This window comes from Brevundimonas sp. (assembly GCF_035627055.1).
GTDB lineage: Bacteria > Pseudomonadota > Alphaproteobacteria > Caulobacterales > Caulobacteraceae > Brevundimonas.
Map to the genome: position 1 here is coordinate 58,535 of NZ_DASPMM010000007.1, position 18,332 is coordinate 76,866.

21 protein-coding genes, 1 tRNA gene and 1 riboswitch are annotated in these 18,332 nt (G+C 70.1%); of the genes, 11 read left to right on the forward strand and 11 right to left on the reverse strand.

The window, feature by feature from the left end; all coding sequences use genetic code 11:
- Complete coding sequence (locus VEA98_RS02720; protein WP_324810928.1) at nucleotides 1-240, forward strand: DUF6894 family protein; 240 nt, start codon at nucleotides 1-3, stop codon at nucleotides 238-240.
- On the opposite strand, the gene VEA98_RS02725 is transcribed toward VEA98_RS02720, so the two are convergent.
- The 3 genes from VEA98_RS02725 to cpdR form a co-directional block, all read right to left on the reverse strand.
- Nucleotides 241-1,386 (reverse strand): DNA cytosine methyltransferase, encoded by a 1,146-nt coding sequence (locus VEA98_RS02725; RefSeq protein ID WP_324810930.1) that lies wholly within the window; start codon nucleotides 1,384-1,386, stop codon nucleotides 241-243.
- Nucleotides 1,387-1,445: 59 nt separating this feature from the next.
- Nucleotides 1,446-1,520 (reverse strand) — tRNA-Val (locus tag VEA98_RS02730).
- A gap of 167 nt (nucleotides 1,521-1,687) precedes the next feature.
- A complete protein-coding gene (gene cpdR, locus VEA98_RS02735) occupies nucleotides 1,688-2,044 on the reverse strand; it encodes a cell cycle two-component system response regulator CpdR (RefSeq protein ID WP_056616494.1) in 357 nt (118 codons plus the stop codon).
- A 137-nt stretch (nucleotides 2,045-2,181) separates the two neighbouring features.
- On the opposite strand from cpdR, the gene VEA98_RS02740 reads away from it, so the two are divergent.
- Complete coding sequence (locus VEA98_RS02740; protein ID WP_324810932.1) at nucleotides 2,182-3,057, forward strand: N-formylglutamate amidohydrolase; 876 nt, start codon at nucleotides 2,182-2,184, stop codon at nucleotides 3,055-3,057.
- Nucleotides 3,058-3,290: 233 nt separating this feature from the next.
- Here VEA98_RS02740 and VEA98_RS02745 read toward each other — a convergent pair whose 3' ends face one another.
- The gene (locus VEA98_RS02745) at nucleotides 3,291-3,989 is read right to left on the reverse strand and encodes a DUF599 domain-containing protein (RefSeq protein ID WP_324810934.1); all 699 of its coding nucleotides are present in this window, start codon (nucleotides 3,987-3,989) and stop codon (nucleotides 3,291-3,293) included.
- 219 nt (nucleotides 3,990-4,208) lie between these two features.
- Here VEA98_RS02745 and ppa point away from each other — a divergent pair, with 219 nt between their 5' ends.
- Both ppa and VEA98_RS02755 read left to right on the forward strand, forming a co-directional pair.
- Entirely contained in the window at nucleotides 4,209-4,766 is a 558-nt protein-coding gene (gene ppa / locus VEA98_RS02750; RefSeq protein ID WP_324810936.1) for an inorganic diphosphatase, read from the forward strand.
- A gap of 124 nt (nucleotides 4,767-4,890) precedes the next feature.
- On the forward strand, nucleotides 4,891-5,595 hold the full coding sequence (locus VEA98_RS02755; RefSeq protein ID WP_324810938.1) for a Crp/Fnr family transcriptional regulator: 705 nt from the start codon (nucleotides 4,891-4,893) through the stop codon (nucleotides 5,593-5,595).
- A gap of 13 nt (nucleotides 5,596-5,608) precedes the next feature.
- On the opposite strand, the gene VEA98_RS02760 is transcribed toward VEA98_RS02755, so the two are convergent.
- Nucleotides 5,609-6,787, reverse strand: coding sequence for an acetyl-CoA C-acetyltransferase (locus VEA98_RS02760; protein ID WP_324810940.1), 1,179 nt, complete (start codon nucleotides 6,785-6,787; stop codon nucleotides 5,609-5,611).
- Nucleotides 6,788-6,981: 194 nt separating this feature from the next.
- On the opposite strand from VEA98_RS02760, the gene trhA reads away from it, so the two are divergent.
- The 5 genes from trhA (at nucleotide 6,982) to VEA98_RS02785 (ending at nucleotide 10,098) form a co-directional block, all read left to right on the forward strand.
- A complete protein-coding gene (trhA, locus tag VEA98_RS02765) occupies nucleotides 6,982-7,683 on the forward strand; it encodes a PAQR family membrane homeostasis protein TrhA (RefSeq protein WP_414642129.1) in 702 nt (233 codons plus the stop codon).
- Between the two features lie 57 nt (nucleotides 7,684-7,740).
- Complete coding sequence (gene phaR / locus VEA98_RS02770; RefSeq protein WP_324810944.1) at nucleotides 7,741-8,337, forward strand: polyhydroxyalkanoate synthesis repressor PhaR; 597 nt, start codon at nucleotides 7,741-7,743, stop codon at nucleotides 8,335-8,337.
- Nucleotides 8,338-8,339: 2 nt separating this feature from the next.
- Nucleotides 8,340-8,690: a hypothetical protein gene (locus VEA98_RS02775; protein WP_324810946.1), complete on the forward strand. Its 351-nt coding sequence runs from the start codon at nucleotides 8,340-8,342 to the stop codon at nucleotides 8,688-8,690.
- Nucleotides 8,691-8,850: 160 nt separating this feature from the next.
- Nucleotides 8,851-8,951: riboswitch (yybP-ykoY riboswitch) on the forward strand.
- A gap of 183 nt (nucleotides 8,952-9,134) precedes the next feature.
- On the forward strand, nucleotides 9,135-9,698 hold the full coding sequence (locus VEA98_RS02780) for a TMEM165/GDT1 family protein (protein WP_324810948.1): 564 nt from the start codon (nucleotides 9,135-9,137) through the stop codon (nucleotides 9,696-9,698).
- A gap of 34 nt (nucleotides 9,699-9,732) precedes the next feature.
- Nucleotides 9,733-10,098: a VanZ family protein gene (locus tag VEA98_RS02785; RefSeq protein ID WP_324810950.1), complete on the forward strand. Its 366-nt coding sequence runs from the start codon at nucleotides 9,733-9,735 to the stop codon at nucleotides 10,096-10,098.
- On the opposite strand, the gene VEA98_RS02790 is transcribed toward VEA98_RS02785, so the two are convergent.
- Both VEA98_RS02790 and VEA98_RS02795 read right to left on the reverse strand, forming a co-directional pair.
- Nucleotides 10,077-10,850, reverse strand: coding sequence for a metallophosphoesterase family protein (locus VEA98_RS02790; RefSeq protein ID WP_324810951.1), 774 nt, complete (start codon nucleotides 10,848-10,850; stop codon nucleotides 10,077-10,079). The two genes, VEA98_RS02785 and VEA98_RS02790, sit on opposite strands and share 22 nt — an antisense overlap.
- A gap of 60 nt (nucleotides 10,851-10,910) precedes the next feature.
- Complete coding sequence (locus tag VEA98_RS02795; RefSeq protein WP_324810952.1) at nucleotides 10,911-11,687, reverse strand: hypothetical protein; 777 nt, start codon at nucleotides 11,685-11,687, stop codon at nucleotides 10,911-10,913.
- 141 nt (nucleotides 11,688-11,828) lie between these two features.
- On the opposite strand from VEA98_RS02795, the gene VEA98_RS02800 reads away from it, so the two are divergent.
- Nucleotides 11,829-14,012, forward strand: a complete 2,184-nt coding sequence (locus VEA98_RS02800; RefSeq protein ID WP_324810953.1) for a response regulator — start codon at nucleotides 11,829-11,831, stop codon at nucleotides 14,010-14,012.
- A gap of 254 nt (nucleotides 14,013-14,266) precedes the next feature.
- On the opposite strand, the gene VEA98_RS02805 is transcribed toward VEA98_RS02800, so the two are convergent.
- Complete coding sequence (locus VEA98_RS02805; RefSeq protein WP_414642130.1) at nucleotides 14,267-14,917, reverse strand: glutathione S-transferase family protein; 651 nt, start codon at nucleotides 14,915-14,917, stop codon at nucleotides 14,267-14,269.
- A 257-nt stretch (nucleotides 14,918-15,174) separates the two neighbouring features.
- Between VEA98_RS02805 and VEA98_RS02810 the strand changes: the two genes are divergently transcribed.
- Entirely contained in the window at nucleotides 15,175-16,221 is a 1,047-nt protein-coding gene (locus tag VEA98_RS02810) for a ribonucleotide-diphosphate reductase subunit beta (RefSeq protein ID WP_324810954.1), read from the forward strand.
- A gap of 10 nt (nucleotides 16,222-16,231) precedes the next feature.
- Here VEA98_RS02810 and VEA98_RS02815 read toward each other — a convergent pair whose 3' ends face one another.
- From VEA98_RS02815 to VEA98_RS02825, 3 genes are all read right to left on the reverse strand, one after another.
- Nucleotides 16,232-16,990 (reverse strand): molybdopterin-dependent oxidoreductase, encoded by a 759-nt coding sequence (locus tag VEA98_RS02815; protein WP_324810955.1) that lies wholly within the window; start codon nucleotides 16,988-16,990, stop codon nucleotides 16,232-16,234.
- Nucleotides 16,987-17,802 carry a cytochrome b/b6 domain-containing protein gene (locus tag VEA98_RS02820; RefSeq protein WP_324810956.1) on the reverse strand — a complete coding sequence of 272 codons (816 nt, stop codon included), beginning with the start codon at nucleotides 17,800-17,802 and terminating at the stop codon, nucleotides 16,987-16,989. The genes VEA98_RS02815 and VEA98_RS02820 overlap by 4 nt, the downstream gene beginning before the upstream one ends.
- Before the next feature lie 70 nt (nucleotides 17,803-17,872).
- On the reverse strand, nucleotides 17,873-18,331 hold the full coding sequence (locus VEA98_RS02825) for a cell wall hydrolase (protein ID WP_324810957.1): 459 nt from the start codon (nucleotides 18,329-18,331) through the stop codon (nucleotides 17,873-17,875).
- Nucleotide 18,332 lies beyond the last annotated feature (1 nt).

The following is an 18,332-nucleotide window of genomic DNA, read 5'->3' on the forward strand; positions in this document are numbered from 1 at the left end:
GTGCCGCGCTACTTCTTCGACATCGCCTCCGAACACGCGATCCGCGACGAGGACGGCGAGGATCTGCCCGATAGCGAAGCCGCCCGGGACATGGCCATCCGCATCGCCGCCGAGTTGTTGCCGGTTCACTCGCGCCAACTCGCCCAGACCGGCCGGGTCGCGATCACCGTCCGCGACGAACAGGGGGCGACCGTCCACGAACTGGAGTGCCGCCTGACTACCCGGACCCAGCCGGTCTGATCAGGCCGCGCGGCGCGCCGACCGGGCCGGGTCGGCCAGAGGCTCGAACAGATGCCGCGCCAGATGGCGCACCACCGGCGCCGCCACCCCGTCGCCGGTCAGGTGATAGGCGTCGTTGTAATTCCGCGGCAGCACATAGTCGTCGGCCAGCCCCATCAGCCGCGCCGTTTCCCGCGCCGAGATCAGCCGCGAGCGCACCGTCGGACCGTCCACCACGAGGATGATCTGGCGGCTCGACCCGCCGGCGGGCGTCCTCAGGCAGCCGGCGACGTCGTCGAACCGCACCTCGGCGCGCTGCACCCTCGCCCCTGAGGGGTCGATGCGGGTCCGGCGATAGACGCCCCCGACCATGCGGCGCCCGGCCCGCTGCGCCGCCTCGACCTTGGCCGCATTGACCGGCGACATCAGGTCCAGCAGCCGTTTCGTCTCGGCCTGGTTATGCCACTCCACGCCCTCGGGGTGTTCCTCGATCAGATCGGCGAAGGTCGTCCGCCGCCGTTCGGGCGTGGGCGCATTCCACCACAGCAGCCGGTCCCGCAGATCGTCGGGGAGTCCGGCCACGGCCGTGCGCAGGGCGCGGGTGTGGAACGGCTCGACCGGCCCCGGCGCCAGCAGCGCCGGCGGAACCTCGACCGCGTCACGCACGCCGATGACGAACAGCCGCGGCCGGCTCTGCGGCACGAACAGCTCGGCGTTGATGACCAGGGCGCCGTAGCGATAGCCGGCCGCGGCGACCCCCCGGCAGATAACCTCGAAATCCTTGCCGCCATGCGAGGTCAGGGTCCCGCAGACGTTCTCGACCGCGACGAGCCGCGGCGCCCGGCCCTGCTCCGCCAGCCGGCCGACGATGTCCATGAAGGCGTGGAAGGTCCCCGAGCGCTCGCCCTTCAGCCCCGCCCCTGCGCCCGCCAGCGACAGGTCCTGGCAGGGGAAGCTGCCCCAGACCAGGTCCGGGTCGCCGGGCATGGCTTCGACGGCCAGTCCGCGGATGTCGCCGACGGTCAACTCTCCGCCCGTGCCCCAGTTGGCCTGATAGGCGAGGCCCTTGCGGGCGTCGAAATCGTTGGCGAACAGGCAGGTCCACCCCTCGCCCAGCCCCGCCCGCGCCATGCCGCCCCCGGCGAAGAACTCATAGAAGCTGGGCAAGCGTCATCCCCGGACCGAAGCGGACCCGGAGCCTACAGTGTGTCGCTGGGGGGAGGAAATGGTGGACGCGACAGGGATTGAACCTGTGACCCCTTCGATGTCAACGAAGTGCTCTCCCGCTGAGCTACGCGTCCGCCGTGACGGCCCCAGGGTCACCCCCGGGGGCAGGAAGGCGCGGTCTATAACCCGGCCCCTTTGCAGTCTGCAAGGCCCAAACGACCCGAACGCGCTCAAGCCGCGCGGCTCGTCCTCCCGGCGAAGGCCGGGGCGCGCGGCGAGGCGTCAGCGCCCCTTCTTCATATCAGGCCGCGACCATCCGCTCGACCTCGCCGACGAGGTCGCGCAGGTGAACCGGCTTGGACAGCACCTTGGCCTGCGGGCTGGCCTGGGCCGCCGACAGGGCGACGGCGGCGAAGCCGGTGATGAACATGATGCGGATGCCCGGCTGGCGGGCGGCGGCGACGCGCGCCACCTCGATGCCGTCGGCGCCGGGCATGACGATGTCGGTCAGCAGCAGGTCCCACGGCCCCTGGTCGAGGGCGTCTATGGCGTCGTCGCCGTTCTCGCAGTCGACCACCGAATGGCCGGCCCGCTCGAGCGCCCGCGTCAGGAAACCCCGAAGCGAATGATCGTCCTCGGCCAGGAGAATGCGCGCCATGAAATGTCTTCGCCCCGTCTTGTTGCCGTGACGCTACGACCCGATCGGTAAACCCGCCATGAAAATCCCTGTTCGGGCGAGGCGCTCCGGACGCGCGAACCTGTGGATCGATGCACGAAACACGGTATGGAGCGCCCATGGCGGACGGACCTGAGCACACGGCGGTCGAGGCGGGCGAGGCCCCGTTCGCCGTCGTCATGCCGCCCGCCGCCGGCCGCTTCGTGTTCGCCTCGCCCCACTCCGGCGACGTCTATCCGGCCGACATGAACACCGCCCCCGGTCTCGACGTCGCCAGCCTGCGCAGCGCCGAGGACGCGCTCGTCGATCGGCTGATCGCGTCGGGAGCGGAGCGCGGCGCGGCCCTGCTGCTCGGCCGGCTGGGGCGGGCCTATGTCGACCTCAATCGCGATCCCGACGACCTCGACCCGGCCCTGATCGAGGGGCTGGAGGGGCCGACCGCCTCGCCGCGCACCACGGCCGGCTATGGCGTCATTCCGCGTCTGACCGGCGACGCCCGCCCGCTCTACGGCCGGCGGCTGGGGCTGGGCGAGGCCCGGGCGCGGATCGACCGGGTCCACGCCCCCTATCACGCCGCGCTGGCGGACCTGATGGCGGCGGCCCACGACCGCCACGGCGAGGCGGTTCTGGTCGATTGGCACTCGATGCCGGCGCGGGCGACCCAGGGGATCGGCGGCGCGCGCGGACCGGACGTGGTGCTGGGCGACCGGCACGGCTCGTCCTGCGCCGCGGCCCTGACGCGGCGGCTGCGGCGGGCGTTCGAGGCGCTGGGCTGGCGGGTGGCCCTGAACCAGCCCTATTCCGGCGGCTGGACCACCCAGCGCTGGGGACGCCCGGCCGAGGGGTTCCACGCCGTCCAGATCGAACTGAACCGGGCGCTGTACCTCGACGAGGCCACCCTGCAGCCGGGCCTCGGCTGGTCGCGCTGCGCGGCCGGGGTGGCGCGGGTCATCGACGATCTGCTCGGCGACGGGACTCCCCTCGGCCGGGCGTAAAAAAAGCCGCGCCCGAAGGCGCGGCATAAAAGTCTTTAGGGAGGAAACGCCCAGGAAGGGCATGACGCCCTCAGGCGTCGACCATCAAGTTAGTGTGCGGTGCACCATGCGTCAACTGCAGAGTTCGCACCCGCGATCACGCCCTGTAACGCCAACTTTCATCCCGCGCCCGGCCTCGTAACCGCTTTCAGCGGTGAACTTCACCTCTTCCGGTGCGCGAGTGCGAAACAGCGTCACTGCGCCGGCAGGTGCGGCTCCAGCAGCCGCCGCGCCGTCCGCACCGCCCGCGCCGCCGGCGACGCCGCCTGCCGCCAGACCAGCAGGCAGAACACCAGCGCCACGCCGATCGCCAGCCACAGCGGCCCGAACAGCCACGCCGCCGCCGCCAGGGCGAAATAATAACCCCGCACGCCCTGGCTGAACGCGCTCAGGGCCGGGTTGAGCAGATTCCCCGCCGCCTCGCCCAGCGCCACCCGGTCGGCCTCGGCATGCAGCTCCGGCGCCGCCCCGATCAGCGCCAGGGCGTAATTCATCTGGCGAATCGACCAGATGAAATCGAGCAGGCCGCGGGCGAGGCAGAGCAGCACCAGCGCCAGCTTGGCCTCCAGCAGTCGGGTCGAGGCGCCCCCCTCGTCGATCAGGGCCACGCCCTGCAGCGCCTGATCGCCGCCGAACAGCACGCTGGCCACCGCCGCGATCAGCAGCAGGCTGGTCGAGGCGAAGAAGCCGGCCGAGTTGATGGTGTGGCCCATCAGCTGGCTGTCGACGATGCGCACCTCGCGGTGGGTCATGGCCATCATCCAGGCCCGCCGCACCATGATCATGTCGTCGTTGAGCGAGCCGCTGCGCCTGGCCAGCAACGCCAGCAGCGGGCCGTAGCCCAGCCAGCAGAGGAAGAACAAGGCCAGCGCCGCGCCTTCGAAGATCGTCATCCGGAGCTCTCTTCAGTGCTAGTGCTAGTGAGCAAGGGGTGAGCCGCTGGCGTGACCGCCCACTCCGTCCTGCTCACCCCTTGCTCACTAGCACTAGCACCCGACCGCCCCAACGGCAGGTTGGAACGTCCCGCGCCAAGTCCGCCTTGCTTCGGGCGCCGTGCGCGCCTATCACCCCCGCCTCCCGCTACCGCACTGCACCATAGACGAGTTCCCGTCATGAACATCGACGCCATTCCCGCCGGCCCCAACCCGCCCTGGGACGTCAACGTGGTCATCGAAATCCCGCAGGGCGGCCTGCCGGTCAAATACGAGATGGACAAGGCGTCGGGCGCGCTGTTCGTCGACCGCTTCCTGCACACCGCCATGTACTACCCGGGCAACTACGGCTTCATCCCGCACACCCTGTCGGACGACGGCGACCCCTGCGACGTGATCGTGCTGAACCCGACGCCGGTGGTGCCGGGCTGCATCATCCGCTCGCGCCCGATCGGCGTGCTGAAGATGGAAGACGAGGCCGGCGGCGACGAGAAGATCCTCGCCGTGCCGGTCGACAAGCTGAACCCCTATTACACCGACATCGCCAGCTACCGGCAGCTGCCCGCCATCCTGGTCGAGCAGATCGAGCATTTCTTCACCCGCTACAAGGATCTGGAGAAGGGCAAGTCGGTCACGGTCAAGGGCTGGGGCGACGCCGGCGAGGCCGCCGAACTGATCGCCGCGGGAATGCGGGCCCATCAGGACAAGCTGAAGTCGAAGGCCGCCAACGCCGCCTGACGCGCCCGCCTGTTGCGCAACCTCCACAACGGCCTAGCGTTGAGTTTCCGCAGGGCCAACGGATCGGTCCGGTTAAGTCGATTTCCGGCGGACGGATCGTTCAGCTTTCCCCTAAGCCGCGAACATGCCTTCGGCCGTGCTTCGCAACCATCTCCTCGACCGCCTGTCCCCTGAAGACCGCGCCGCGGTCCTCTCCGCCTCGACTCCGTTCGAGTTTGAATTGGGTCATGTTTTCTCCGAGGCCGGAGACACTGTCGTCCACGTCCACTTCGTGCTCAGCGGCATCATCTCGGCGGTGGCCGGCATGCAGGACGGCCGCACCGTCGAGACCTTCATGGTCGGCCGCGAGGGCGTCACGACGCCCGGAGCCATCAACGTCCCCGTGCGGACCTATTCCCGCCTGGTCGGGCAGTCCACGGGCGAGACGCGCCGGATCGAGGTCGGCCGCTTGAGGGCGCTGTGCGATGAGCGGCCGGAGCTGCGCTCGGTCATCGCCCTCTACGCCGCCGGCCTGCAGGGCGAGCTGGAGCAGTCGGGCGCCTGCAACGCCCTGCACCGCGCCGACCAGCGCTTCGCCAAATGGCTGCTGCGCTGCCACGACCGCCTCGACGGCGACACCCTGCACCTGACCCAGGAATATCTGGCCAGCCTGCTCGGCTCGCAGCGCACCACCGTCAACGAGGCGGCCCAGGGCCTGCAGAAGGCCGGCGCCATCAGCTACTCCCGCGGCCGGGTGACCATTCTGGATCGCAGCGCCCTCGAGCGGGCCGCTTGCGAATGCTACACCGCCGGCCGTCGGGACATTCTGGACATCCCCCGGCAGCTCTGACGGGACCGGAGCCTCAGGGCCGCTCGACGCACATCGCCACGCCCATGCCGCCGCCGATGCACAGGGTGGCGAGGCCCTTCTTCGCATCGCGCCGCTTCATCTCGTGCAGCAGGGTGGTCAGGATGCGGGCGCCCGAGGCGCCGATCGGATGGCCGATGGCGATGGCGCCGCCATTGACGTTAACCCTGTCGGGGTCGAGGCCGAGTTCCTTCAGCACGCACAGCGACTGCGCCGCGAACGCCTCGTTCGACTCCACCAGATCGAGGTCGCCGACGCTCCAGCCGGCCTTCTCCAGCGCCTTCCTCGAGGCCGGGATCGGCCCCGTGCCCATGATGGCCGGATCGACGCCCGCCGTGGCCGACGAGACGATCCGGGCCAGCGGCTCCAGTCCCCGCGCCTTCGCGTCGTCCGCGCTCATCAGCACCAGCGCCGCGGCGCCGTCGTTCAGGCCCGAGGCGTTGGCCGCCGTCACCGTGCCCTCCTTCGAGAAGGCGGGGCGCAGCGAGGCCATGGCCTCAAGCGTCGCGCCGTGGCGGATGTATTCGTCCGTGTCGACGACGACGTCGCCCTTGCGCCCGGGGATGGTCACCGGAACGATCTCGGCGTCGAAGCGGCCAGCCTTCTGCGCCGCCTCGGCCTTGTGCTGGCTGGCCACGGCGAAGGCGTCCTGGTCGGTGCGGCTGATCTGGAAGCGGTCGGCGATGTTCTCGGCCGTCTGGCCCATGTGATAGCCGTTGAAGGCATCCCACAGCCCGTCCCGGATCATGGTGTCGACCAGGGCGAGGTCGCCCATCTTCTGGCCGGTGCGCAGCTGCTGGGCGTGCGGCGCCTGGCTCATGCTCTCCTGGCCGCCGGCGACGACGATGCGGGCGTCGCCGAGGGCGATCTGCTGGGCGGCGATGGCCACGGCGCGCAGGCCGGAGCCGCAGATCTGGTTCAGGCTCCAGGCCGGAACCTCCTTTGGAATGCCGGCGCCCATGGCCGCCTGCCGCGCCGGGCCCTGACCCGCCGCCGCCTGCAGCACATGGCCCAGGATCACCTCATCGACCTCGTCGGCGGCCACCTCGGCGCGCTCCAGCGCCGCCCGGATCGCGACCTCGCCCAGCTTCGACGCGGGCAGGGACGAGAGCGCGCCGAGAAACGATCCGACCGGCGTGCGCGCCGCGGAGACGATGACCACTTCGACAGACATTGACTGACCTCGGGGAAGCGGCCGTACGAAGGGGGAGGCGTTAGGCCGCGGGAAAGAATTCGTGCCGTTTCTGCCGCATCCCGAACCTTTCGTCACCCTCGCAAGCCGCCATTCAGCGGATGGTCATCGGCCCGCCCGCATCCTGTCGGGAACGAAAAAGGAGCGAAAGGCTTGATGGGGCCATGCTCATGCGGATGAAGAAACTGTTCGGCCGGGTCTGCGTCCCCGACGAGCTCGACATGGTCGAACACTACCGGACGCCGGCCGAACAGACCGCCGACCTCGTCGTGCATGTGGTCGGCCTGACCCTAGCGGCGGTGGGCGGCATCGTCCTGGCCGTGCTCGCCGCCCTGTATTCCGGAGTCGGGACGGTGGTGGCCACGGCGGCCTACGCCCTGTGCCTGATCGCCATGCTGACGGTCTCGACCATCTACAACCAGACCCGCCCCTGCGCCGCCCGGCCCATCCTGCGCCGCATGGACGAGGCCGCCATCTTCCTGATGATCGCCGGCAGCTACACCCCCTTCACCACCCAGCGCTTCGAGGGCGCCTGGGCCGTCGGCTTCACCCTGCTGGTCTGGGCCGTCGCCCTCGGCGGGGTCGCCGTCAAACTGGTCGCCCCTCGCCTTTCGGACGCCTTCTGGAGCATGGTCTACATCGGCTTCGGCTGGCTGGCCGTGCTGGCGCTCAAGCCGATGATCGACACCGTCCACCCGATCGCCCTGGCCCTGCTGGTCGCCGGCGGCCTGATCTACACCGCCGGCGTCTTCGTCTTCATCAGCCCCAAGGTGAAGTTCCGCCGGGCCATCTGGCACGGCTTCGTGGTCACCGGCGCCATGACCCACTGGGCCGCGGTGCTGGTCGGCGTGGTCCTGGCCCCCGCCGCCCTCGGCTAGACATTCCCCTCCGCAGCGCAGCATAGTGCGGCGTTGCAACAGGATCGGGGACTGCGCGTGGCCGACAAGAAGCCCGGAGCCGGCGACACCGTCGTCATCAAGAAATACGCCAACCGGCGGCTCTACAACACCGCCACTTCCGCCTATGTCACCCTCGAGGACCTCGCCCGCATGGTGCGCGAAGGCGTCGAGTTCGTGGTCTATGACGCCAAGACCAACGACGACCTGACCCGCCAGATCCTGACCCAGATCATCTTCGAGGAAGAGAGCCGCGGCGAGGCCCTGCTGCCGGTCCAGTTCCTGCGCCAGCTGATCGGCTTCTACGGTGGCCAGATGCAGGGCGTGCTGCCGTCCTATCTCGAAATGTCCCTCGACAGCTTCGCCCGTCAGCAGGAGCAGATGCGCGGCCAGTTCTCCAAGGCCTTCGGCGCCGCGCCAGGAGCTGGCCTGCTCGACGAGGCGGTCAAGCGCAACATGGCCATGTTCGCCGAGGCGATGAAGATGTGGCCGGGCTTCAACGCCGCCGCAGCGCGCCCCGCGGCCCCTCCGCCGCCCGAACAGGCCGCCGATCCCCTCGCGGAGATGCGCCGCCAGATGGACGAGATGCGCGCCCAGCTCGACCGGATGTCCCAGCCGCCCGGCAAGGCGGGCTGACCATGACCGACGAGGTCCGTCCCGTCGGCCGGGTGCAACGCCGCGACGATCGCCGCGAGTCGGACCGCCGCTCCGCCGAACGCCGCGCCGCCTCGGCCTCGCGCGACCTCGTTCCCATGGACTTTCCGGCCGAGCCTGCCGACGCCCCGGCAAGACCTGCCCCCACGCCGCCCGCCGACGCCTCCGCCGCCGCCTTCGCCGCCCAGGTCATCGGTCAGAGCGGGCAGCGGCGCGGCCTGAAGGGCGGACCTCCGGTGCTGGACGCGGCCCGCTCCACCTATCTGGGGAACGCCTATTCGGGCGCGGCCGAACGCCGTCCGAAACCCGGCAAGGCCACCGACACGGACGTCTGAGCTCGCGGCACGGTCCTTGCCGACGAGAGGGGCAAACGCCTCCGTCCGGGACCGCCGCCATGCTGACCTTCCTCGCCCGCACCGTCGACGTCACCGTCGTCGCCCTGATCTTCGTCGCCTTCAGCTGAGCTTGCGCCAGGGCGCCGCCGCCGCTAGAGACCCCGCCGTCATCGGGGAGTAGCCGCCCGCATCTCCAGCGGGGTTCGCGTCAACACACTTCCTCTCCCGGAGAGGATGGCGCGAAAGGTTTCCAGTGGCCCTATGGCGCGCACGCGGTGCGCGCCGGCTTGAAGGCGTCGTCCTCAAGCAGCGAGCGCCCGCGGCGCGAGCGGTAGGACCCTGCGAAACATGGCAAGACCGCTGGCATTCGCAGGGGATTTCCACGCGGAGCCCGGCTGCGAACGCCACAGGTCTGTCCGCCGAGGCTCCGCGCACGAAGACACGTTGGACGCCTTCCTGATTTCGACCGGCCTCGTCTCCATCGCGGAGATCGGGGACAAGACCATGCTGCTGGCCATCATGCTCGCGGCGGCGTGGCGCCGGCCGCTGCCGATCCTGCTCGGCATCCTGGCCGCGACGATCGCCAACCACGCCTTCGCCGCCCTGGCCGGCACGGTGCTGGGCCATTTCATGGAGGGCGGCTGGGTGCGCTGGGTGATCGGCCTGGCCTTCCTCGGCTTCGCCGTCTGGGCCCTGATCCCCGACCGTTTCGACGAGCGGCCCGACACCACCGAAAAGACCTTCGCGGGCGTGTTCTGGACCACCGCCGCCGCCTTCTTCGTCATCGAGATGGGCGACAAGACCCAGGTCGCCACCGCCGTCCTCGCCGCCCAGTTCCAGTCCCTGCCGCTGGTCGTGGCCGGCTCGACCCTGGGCATGATGCTCGTCAACGGACCCGCGGTGCTGCTGGGCGAGGCGGCGGCGCGGCGGCTGCCGCTGAAATGGATCCGCTTCGCCGCGGCGCTCGGTTTCGCGGCGACGGGCGTTTGGGTTCTGCTCGCCGGCTGATAGACAGGGCCTTTCCTCGAAACCCCGGCCTCCCATGTCCCGCGTCCTCCGCCTCGTCGCGGTCGCCATTCTCGTTGTCTCCCTGGTCCTGATGCTGGGGCCGTTCGGCGGCGCTGAGGCGGCCAGCGGGGTCTCGGACAAGGTCGCCCATTTCGCCGTTTTCGGTCTGATCCTGTGGAGTTTCGGCGTGCTGTTCCGCCGTCTTCCGCGGCTGGGGGCGGCGCTGCTGGCGATAGGACTCGGGGGGATGGTCGAAGTGGTGCAGGGAATGGTCGGCCGCGACGCCGACTGGCTCGACCTCGCGGCCGACAGCCTGGGCGTGACGGCCGCGCTCCTGCTCTGGGCGATCTGGCGCGGATTCCGCACCCGCGAGGCGTTTCAGACCTCGAACACCCGATAGGGCGTCTCGCCCAGCGTCTTCAGCACCGGCAGGGCGACATTGTAGACCGGCACGCCCTTGGTGGTGCGTCCCTCCGGCGCGCCCCTGTGCGCATGGCCGTGCACGACCAGGCTGATGTTGTCGTAGCGGTCGATGGTCTCCCCCAGCCGCGACGAGCCGAGGAAGGCGTGGATCTCCGGCGGCTCGCCCATCACCGTCTCGGCCACCGGCGAATAGTGAAGCAGCACCACCGAGCGCTCGGTCCTCAGCATGCGGATCGAGTTCTCGATGTGGTTGGCGTCGTCGACCGCCTCCTGCACGAAGGCCTTGATCGAGGCCTCGCCGAACGGGCTCAGCATATAGCGCCCGAAGCCGCCGATGAAGCCCTTGCCGCCGGCGAAGCCGACGCCGTCGATCTCATAGGCCTGGCCGGTCAGCATCTTGACCCCGGCGTCGCACAGCATCTGCGTCACCACCTCCGGATGGCCGCACTCGTGCTCGTGATTGCCCAGCACCCCGACCATCGGAATCTTGCAGCCGCGCAGGTCCTCCAGCAGGACTTCGACCTCGCGGGTCTTGCCGAAATTGGTCAGGTCGCCGCACAGGCACAGCACGTCCGCGTCCTCGTGAACCCGGTCGAACAGCTCGCGATGCGGCCGCTCGTGCGCCTCGCCGACGTGCAGGTCGCCCACCGCCGCCACGCGCAGCTTCTTCGCCGGCCCCGGCTCCAGCCCCGGCTGCGGCGTCTGCGGATCGGGATGCCCGTCGGTCACCGCGCCGCCTCCTTCGCGCTCAAGCCGCGAGCGACCGCGCCGCGAGCATGGCGCCCTCGATCAATGAATCGGGTCATGCCGCTCCTCCAGCCCCTTGCCGACGACGTCTCCGAAGCCCCACTCGGTGATGTCGGCGATATAGTCGCGCGGACTGAACAGCCGGCCGCGGCACACCTTGATCCGCGGCGCCGGCAGGTCGACCTGGGCCAGCAGCCGCTCGCTCAGCTCGGTCATCAGCCACGTCGGCACCCGGCCCCGCTCGGTCGGATAGGCGAAGCGGAAATTGAGCAGGTGCGACATCAGCACCTCCCAGTAGAGGTCCATCTGGTCCAGCAGCGACTTCCAGTCGATCGCCTCCGACTGCTTCAGGATGACGTGGTTCACATCGGCCCCGTCGTAGCGGTAGCGGTCCTGGATGAAGACCTTGGACAGGATCAGCGCCGTCGGCGGCGTGATGCCCACGGTGTGGCCGTAGACCTCGATGGTGTCCGGGCCGAACCAGCTGTCGTTGACCGCGATGGTGCCGTTCGACATGGCGAAGATCACGTCGAAGAAATGCTTGTCCTTCCAGACCTTGGCGATCCAGCGCTCGTCCTCCACATCGGTCCGGTAGCCGCGGGCCTGGAAGAAGGCGAGGATGCGCGGATAGTCCCCGGGCTTGCAGAACACGTCGAGGTCCTTGGTCGGCCGCCGGATGCCCGTATAGGCGGTCACCGCATAGGTCCCGGACAGCAGGAAGGGAATGCCGCTCTGCTTCAGCAGCCCCAGCGCCTCCTCGTAGAAGGCCACGGCCTCCTCCGGCGGATCGAAGCTCGGGTCGGTGACGGTGTCTGACATGGTCCGGACCCTCTGGAGGCGAGGGTTTGGAAACGGTCGCGGTTGGCGCGCGGTTCCGTCTCCGGCGCCGCGCCATGCATCTGATTTGTTTACGGGTCGGCCCTAGACATCGGGTTTCGATGGTGGCCGGGAGGGGTCCGCTTGAAAGGTCGTTGGCGTCTGTTCAGGCACGACGCGGGTCGCGTCGCGGGTCCGCCGGCGCTCGTCTATGTCCTGCTGTACGCGACCGCCGTGGCGATCGGTTACTGGACCATGGCCCGGTTCGGGACGGCGACCGTGTGGCTGGCCAACGGCGTCATCACCGCGGCCCTGCTGCAGCTGCACCGCCGCCCGGCCCTGGTGGTGGTCGGAGCCTGCATCGCGCTCGATATCGCGACCAACAGCCTGCGCGGCGCGCCCGTGGTCTATCTGGCGGCCAATATCACGTTCAATTTCGGCATGGCCCTGGGCGCCGCCGTGCTCGCCCGGCGCGTCTGCGGCGCCGCCCTCGACCTGCGCAGGCCCGGCCGGCTGATCCGCTTCGCGGTCCTGGCCGTGGCGCCGGCCACGGTCGCCGCGGCCCTGTTCAGCATGGTCACCCTCGCCCTGGTCTCGCCGCGGCCCTGGGTGATCTGGCTGTTCGACTTCCAGAGCTACATCGCCGTTGAGGCGCTGGACCTGCTGCTGGTCACCCCGATCCTGCTGCTGCTGGCCCGCCGCCACCGCTTCGCCGGGGCCACCCGGGCCTCCCGCACCGAGGCCGCCAGCCTCATCGGCCTGATGCTGGTCGTCACCGCCGGGGTGTTCTGGCAGAGCGACGCGCCCCTGATGTTCCTCGTCTTCCTGCCGATGATGCTGATCGGCCTGCGACTGTCGCCGACGCTGTCGGCCGCCGCCCTGATCGGTCTCGCCACCGTCAGCGGCGCCGCCACCCTGATGGGGCACGGCCCGGTCCAGCTCACCCAGCTGGCCGACATCCCCGGACTTGAGGACGTCCCGCCGCTGGTCCGCCGGCTCGGGGTCTACAACCTGTTCCTGCTCGCCGTGGTCGTCACCGTCCTGCCGATCAGCACGGTGATGACCGAGCGCCGCCAGCTGGAGGCCCGGCTGCGGAGCCGCACCGCCGCCGCCCAGGAGGCCCGCCGGGTGGCCGAGGACGCCGCCGCCGCCCGGGCCCGCTTCCTCGCCATGATGAGCCATGAGATGCGCACCCCGCTCAACGGCGTCGCCGGCTTCGCCGACCTGCTCGCCGGCCGCGCCGACCTCGACCCCGAGGCGGTGCGTCAGGCGCGCCAGATCCGCGAGTCCAGCGACGGCCTGCTGATGCTGGTCGAGGACGTCCTCGACTTCGCGCGGGGCGAACACGCCGTCTCGCCCGAGCCGCTCGACCTCGCCGCCGTGGCGCGCGAAGCCATGGGCCCCAGCCGCGCCGCCGCCGACGCCCTCGGCCTGGCCCTGACCATCGACGACCGGCTGCCGCCCCGCTCGCGCTTCAATTGCGACCGCCGCGCCCTGCGCCAGGCCCTGCATCCTCTGATCGCCAATGCGGTGAAATTCACCACCGAGGGCGGCGTCTCCATCCGCCTCGACCGCACCGCCGACGGCGCCGCCATCCGGGTCTCCGACACCGGCTGCGGCATCGAACCGGCCCACCATGCCCAGCTGTTCGAAGCCTTCTCCCAGGCCGACGCCTCGACCACCCGCCTGCACGAGGGCGCGGGGCTCGGTCTCGCCCTGGTCGCCCGCCACGCCCGCCGCCTGGGCGGCCGGGTCGAGGTCGACAGCCGGCCGGGCGAGGGCTCGACCTTCACCCTGCACCTGCCCCTGACCCGCGCGCCCGACGCCCCCGTCGAGCCGCCCGCCCCCGCCGCCGCGCCCGACCCTGTCGCCGCCGCGGACTCCCTGACGGGTCCGGCGCCGGCGCCGGCCCGCACGGCCGCTCCGAGCCCCCGCGTGCTGGTCGTCGACGATCATCCGGTCAACCGCGAGGTCGCCCGCATCATGCTCCAGGCCTTCGGCTGCGAGGTGGTCGAGGCCTGCGACGGCCAGGAGGCGGTTCAGCTCGCCGGCGAACAGGCGCTCGACCTGGTGCTGATGGACGTGCGCATGCCGCGCATGGACGGGCTCGAGGCGACCCGCCGCATCCGCGTCCTGCCCGCGGCTCGCGGCGTCGTTCCGGTGGTGGCCATGACCGCCGACGCCATGCCGGAGGACGTGTCCCGCTGCCTCGCCGCCGGCATGAACGCCCACCTCGCCAAGCCGGTCAATCAGGCCTCGCTGTTCGCCACCGTCGCCCGCGCCCTGTCGGGAGACCTCCCCGCAGCGGCGGTCACGGCGGCGGCCTAGGGATCAGGGCCAGGGACCAGGGGCTAGAGGCTAGGGGCTAGGGGCTAGGGGCTAGGGGCTAGGGAAGAGAAAGCCTCCGGACCCATTTCCGCGTTGATGGTTCGAGCTCGGTTTGCGCGCGTGAATGGGCGACTCCGATCCGTGATCCCCAATCGCTCATCCCTAATCCCTAGCCCCCTAGTCCCTAGCCCCTAGTCCCTAGTCCCTCGTCCCTCGTCGCTCGCCCCTAATCCCTAGCCCCTAGCCCCTAGCCCCTAGCCCCCGTACCTCCCCTCGAACGGAAACCGCCGCGCCCAGAAGTCGCGCAGCTCCGGCAGGGCGTCGACGCGCCGCATGACCTCGCCCATGCGCGGGGCGACCTGATGGAAGCGCGCCCGGTGCGGCGTCCAGCGGCTGGCCACGGCGACATACAGGTCCAGCACCGTCAGCTCCGGTCCCAGCAGGAAGCGGTCCGGCGCGATCTGGCTCTCCATCCGCCCCCAGCACTCGGCGATCCGGTCCGCCGTCCGCGACTTGATCGTGGCCTGCGCCGCCGGATCGTCGCCGGCCAGCCGGCTCGGCTCGTCCCGCACCCAGAACATCGAATAGATCGAGGCCGGAACGAAGGTCATCCAGCGCAGGAACTGGGCCCGTCGCGGATCGCACGGCTCCGGCCCCAGCGCCGCCTCCGGATGCCGTTCCGCCAGCCAGATCAGGATCGCGGCGCTCTCGGTGATCGTTTCTCCGTCAGCCGTCACCAGCGCCGGGATCTGCCGCATCGGATTGACCGCCGCCACCTTGTCGCGCTCGGCCTCGCCCTCCCAGGTCACCGCCTCGACCACCTCGAACGGCGCCCCGATGAGCGTCAGCGCCGCCTCGACCGGGACCGAGCCGGATCCGGCCGCGCCATAGACTGTGTAGGTCATGTCGATCTCCTCGGACCCTCTGTGCGCCTGAACGCGCCAGGCGACCCGCGAGATTTGCGCGCGAAGGCATAAGCCTCCCTTGCCGTTTTGGGGCGCGGTTCGTCCCCAGCTTCTCCCCAGAAGTCTTGGCCGGGCCTACCACATCTAGCGGTCGCGGAAAAAGTGATCGCAATATAGCCGCATTTCGGCTTGGCGCCCGGCCATCGGAGTCGCATGGTGAACGCCACCCTTCCGGATTCGCCGACAGAGTTGCTTCGATGAACGCGCACGCCCCGATCCTGCCCTCGACGCCTGGTCTGCTGACCGCCTCGGCCGCCTACAAGCCGTTCCGCTACCCGTGGGCGTTCGACATGTGGAAGAAGCAGCAGCAGGTCCACTGGATGCCCGAAGAGGTGCCGCTGGGCGAGGACTGCAAGGACTGGGCGGCCAATCTGACCGACAGCGAGCGCAACCTGCTGACGCAGATCTTCCGCTTCTTCACCCAGGCCGACATCGAGGTCCAGGACAACTACATGGAGCGTTACGGTCGGGTGTTCAAACCGACCGAGGTCAAGATGATGCTGGCGTCCTTCGCCAACATGGAGACCATCCACATCGCCGCCTACGCCCTGCTGCTCGAGACCATCGGCATGCCCGAGAGCGAGTTCGGCGCCTTCATGGAATACGAGGCCATGCGCGACAAGCATGACTTCATGGGCAAGTTCGGGGTCGAGACCGACGGCGACATCGCCCGCACCCTGGCCATGTTCGGCGGCTTCTCCGAAGGCCTGCAGCTGTTCGCCTCGTTCGCGATGCTGATGAATTTCCCCCGCCAGAACAAGATGAAGGGCATGGGCCAGATCATCAGCTGGTCGGTGCGCGACGAGAGCCTGCACTGCGAGGGCATCATCAAGCTGTACCACGCCTTCAACAAGGAGACCGGCGCGGTCACCAAGGCGGTCGCGGACGACATCGTCGAATGCTGCCGCACCGTGGTCGAGATGGAGGACCGCTTCATCGACCTGGCCTTCGAGATGGGCCCGGTGGACGGCATGACGCCCGCCGACATCAAGGCCTACATCCGCTTCATCGCCGACTGGCGCCTGCGCCAGCTGCACCTGCCCGAGCTGTTCGGGGTCAAGGAAAACCCCCTGCCGTGGCTGCAGTCGATGCTGTCGGGCGTCGAACACGCCAACTTCTTTGAGGCCCGGGCCACCGAATACTCAAAGGCCGCCACCAAGGGCTCCTGGCACGGCGCCGCGGGCGTCTGGGACAGCTTCGACGCCCTGATGAAGAAGCGGCAGGACGAACCGGCGGAGATCTGAGGCGCGACGCTCAGATCCCCGCGTACCACTCGTAGCCGCGGTCTTCCCAGTAGCCGCCCTTGCCCCGGCCGAGGTGGGCGAAGCTCTCCACCGCCTCGATCCGGCGGATGTATTTGGCGTGCTTGTAGCCCAGCTGCCGCTCGACCCTCAGCCTCAGCGGCGCCCCGTGCGGGACCGGCAGGACCTCGCCGTTCATCCCGTAGGCCAGGATCGTCTGCGGATGCCGGGCGTCGATCAGGTCGATGCTTTCGTAATACCGCTCCCCGTCCTCCCGCTGATCCAGCGCGTCGAAGCAGTGGAAGACGATATATTTGGCCTCGGGCTTCAGCCCCGCCTCGTCCAGCAGGGTCTCCAGCCGCACGCCGGTCCATTCGCCGATCGAGGTCCAGCCCTCGACGCAGTCGTGCTTGGTGATCTGGCTCTGCGCCGGCCGCGCCCTCAGCTCGGCCAGGCTCAGCGCCAAAGGGCGCTCGACCAGCCCGTCTATGACCAGCCGGTAGCCCGAGAACCCCTCCGCCTTCAGCGCCTTGTAGTCCGACGCCGCCGGATCGATCGAGCCGTTGGCCCGGAAATCCGGCGAGATCTCCGCCCGGCTGTAGGTCGGCGCCAGGGCGTCGCGCGGGATCAGCAGCCGCTGCACCCGCCGGGTCAGCCCCTCGCCCATGCGCCGGGCCTGTTCCGACAGCCGTCCGCCGCTCTGCCCGCAGGCGGCGACGAAGGAGGCGGCGGCGCTCGCCAGCGCCCCGCCCAGCCAGCGGCGACGGTTCATGGCGCCTCTCCTTCATCCCGCCGCCGGAGCCTCGGCCCCGCCACGGAGCCCGGCGGCTGGATCACGAACCAGCCGGTGATCATCGAGCGCATGTTATTGAAGAAGCCGGTCCAGGTGACCAGTCCGACGTGGATGACGATAAAGCCGACGATCAGCCCCGCCGAGATGAAGTGCAGCGTGCGCGCCGACTGCCGCCCGCCCATGACGTCCAGCAGCACCCCGCCGACGGCGTTGAAGCCGGGCGACATCGACAGGCCCGTGACCAGCATCAGCGGCAGGATGACCAGCACCATCGCCAGATAGGTCAGCTTCTGGATGACGTTGTAGGCGCGGGCGTGATCGTCGGTCGGGAAGTGGAAGCGGGCGTGCGCCCTAATCGAGGCCCAGAAGCCGCGCAGCTCGGCCCCGGTCGGCGCCAGTCGGCGTCTGAACCGCCCGGTCACAAGGCTGTAGGCGAGGTAGACAAGGCCATTGATCACGAACACCCAGGCGAACAGGAAATGCCAGTTGCGCGCCTCAGCCAGGTTGCGCCCCTGCGGGATCAGCAGCCAGTCGGGAACCGCCGGCGTGCTCAGCCAGGGGTCGGCGAAGGTCGAGCGCAGGCCCCAGTAGAGATGCGGGTGGGCCGCCAGGATATTCAGCCCGCTCATCAGCAGCACGGCCACGGCCGCGACGTTGAGCCAGTGGGTGATGCGCACGGCGGCCGGGTGCCGCCAGACGTCGGTGCGTCCGCCGGCCAGGCCCCGGTCCGCGCGCCGGTCCAGGCGGGACGGCGTCGCTTGGGCGGGCGGATCGGCGACGGCGTCTGACATGGCGGCGGTCCCCCGGCGGGCGGCCCGCCGAGGGTGTCACGCGCGCCGGCGCTCCGCAACGCCGCGCGGATCAGGGACGGGGCGGCGGCGTGGTGATGCAGACCCGCCCGGCCCGGCGGCAGGCGGCCATCTCCGCCTCCCAGGCGGCGTTGTCGCGCTCCCACTGGGCGCGGGCGGCGTTGGCGGCCGCGTTGTTCGCTTCCCACTGGGCGCGCTCCGTCTCGAGCCGGGCGGTTTCAGAGCGCCACTGGGCGTTGCGCTCCTCGAAGGCGGCGGCGCCCTGGGTCTCGGCCTCCGCGGCCGCGGCGTTGCGGGCGGCGATCTCCGCGTTCAGCCGCGCGGTGGCGGCGACCTCGACGGGGTCCTGCTCGGAGTCCGGCGCGCGGTGATACTGTTCGCCCCGCAGCCGCAGCCATTCCGCGGAGCCGGCTTCGGCGGTCGCCGCCGGCTTGGTCGGGGCGGTCTGCGCCAGGACGGGCCCGGCGGCGAGCGCCAGGGCGGTGGCGGCGGTCAGGATCAGTCGGGTCATA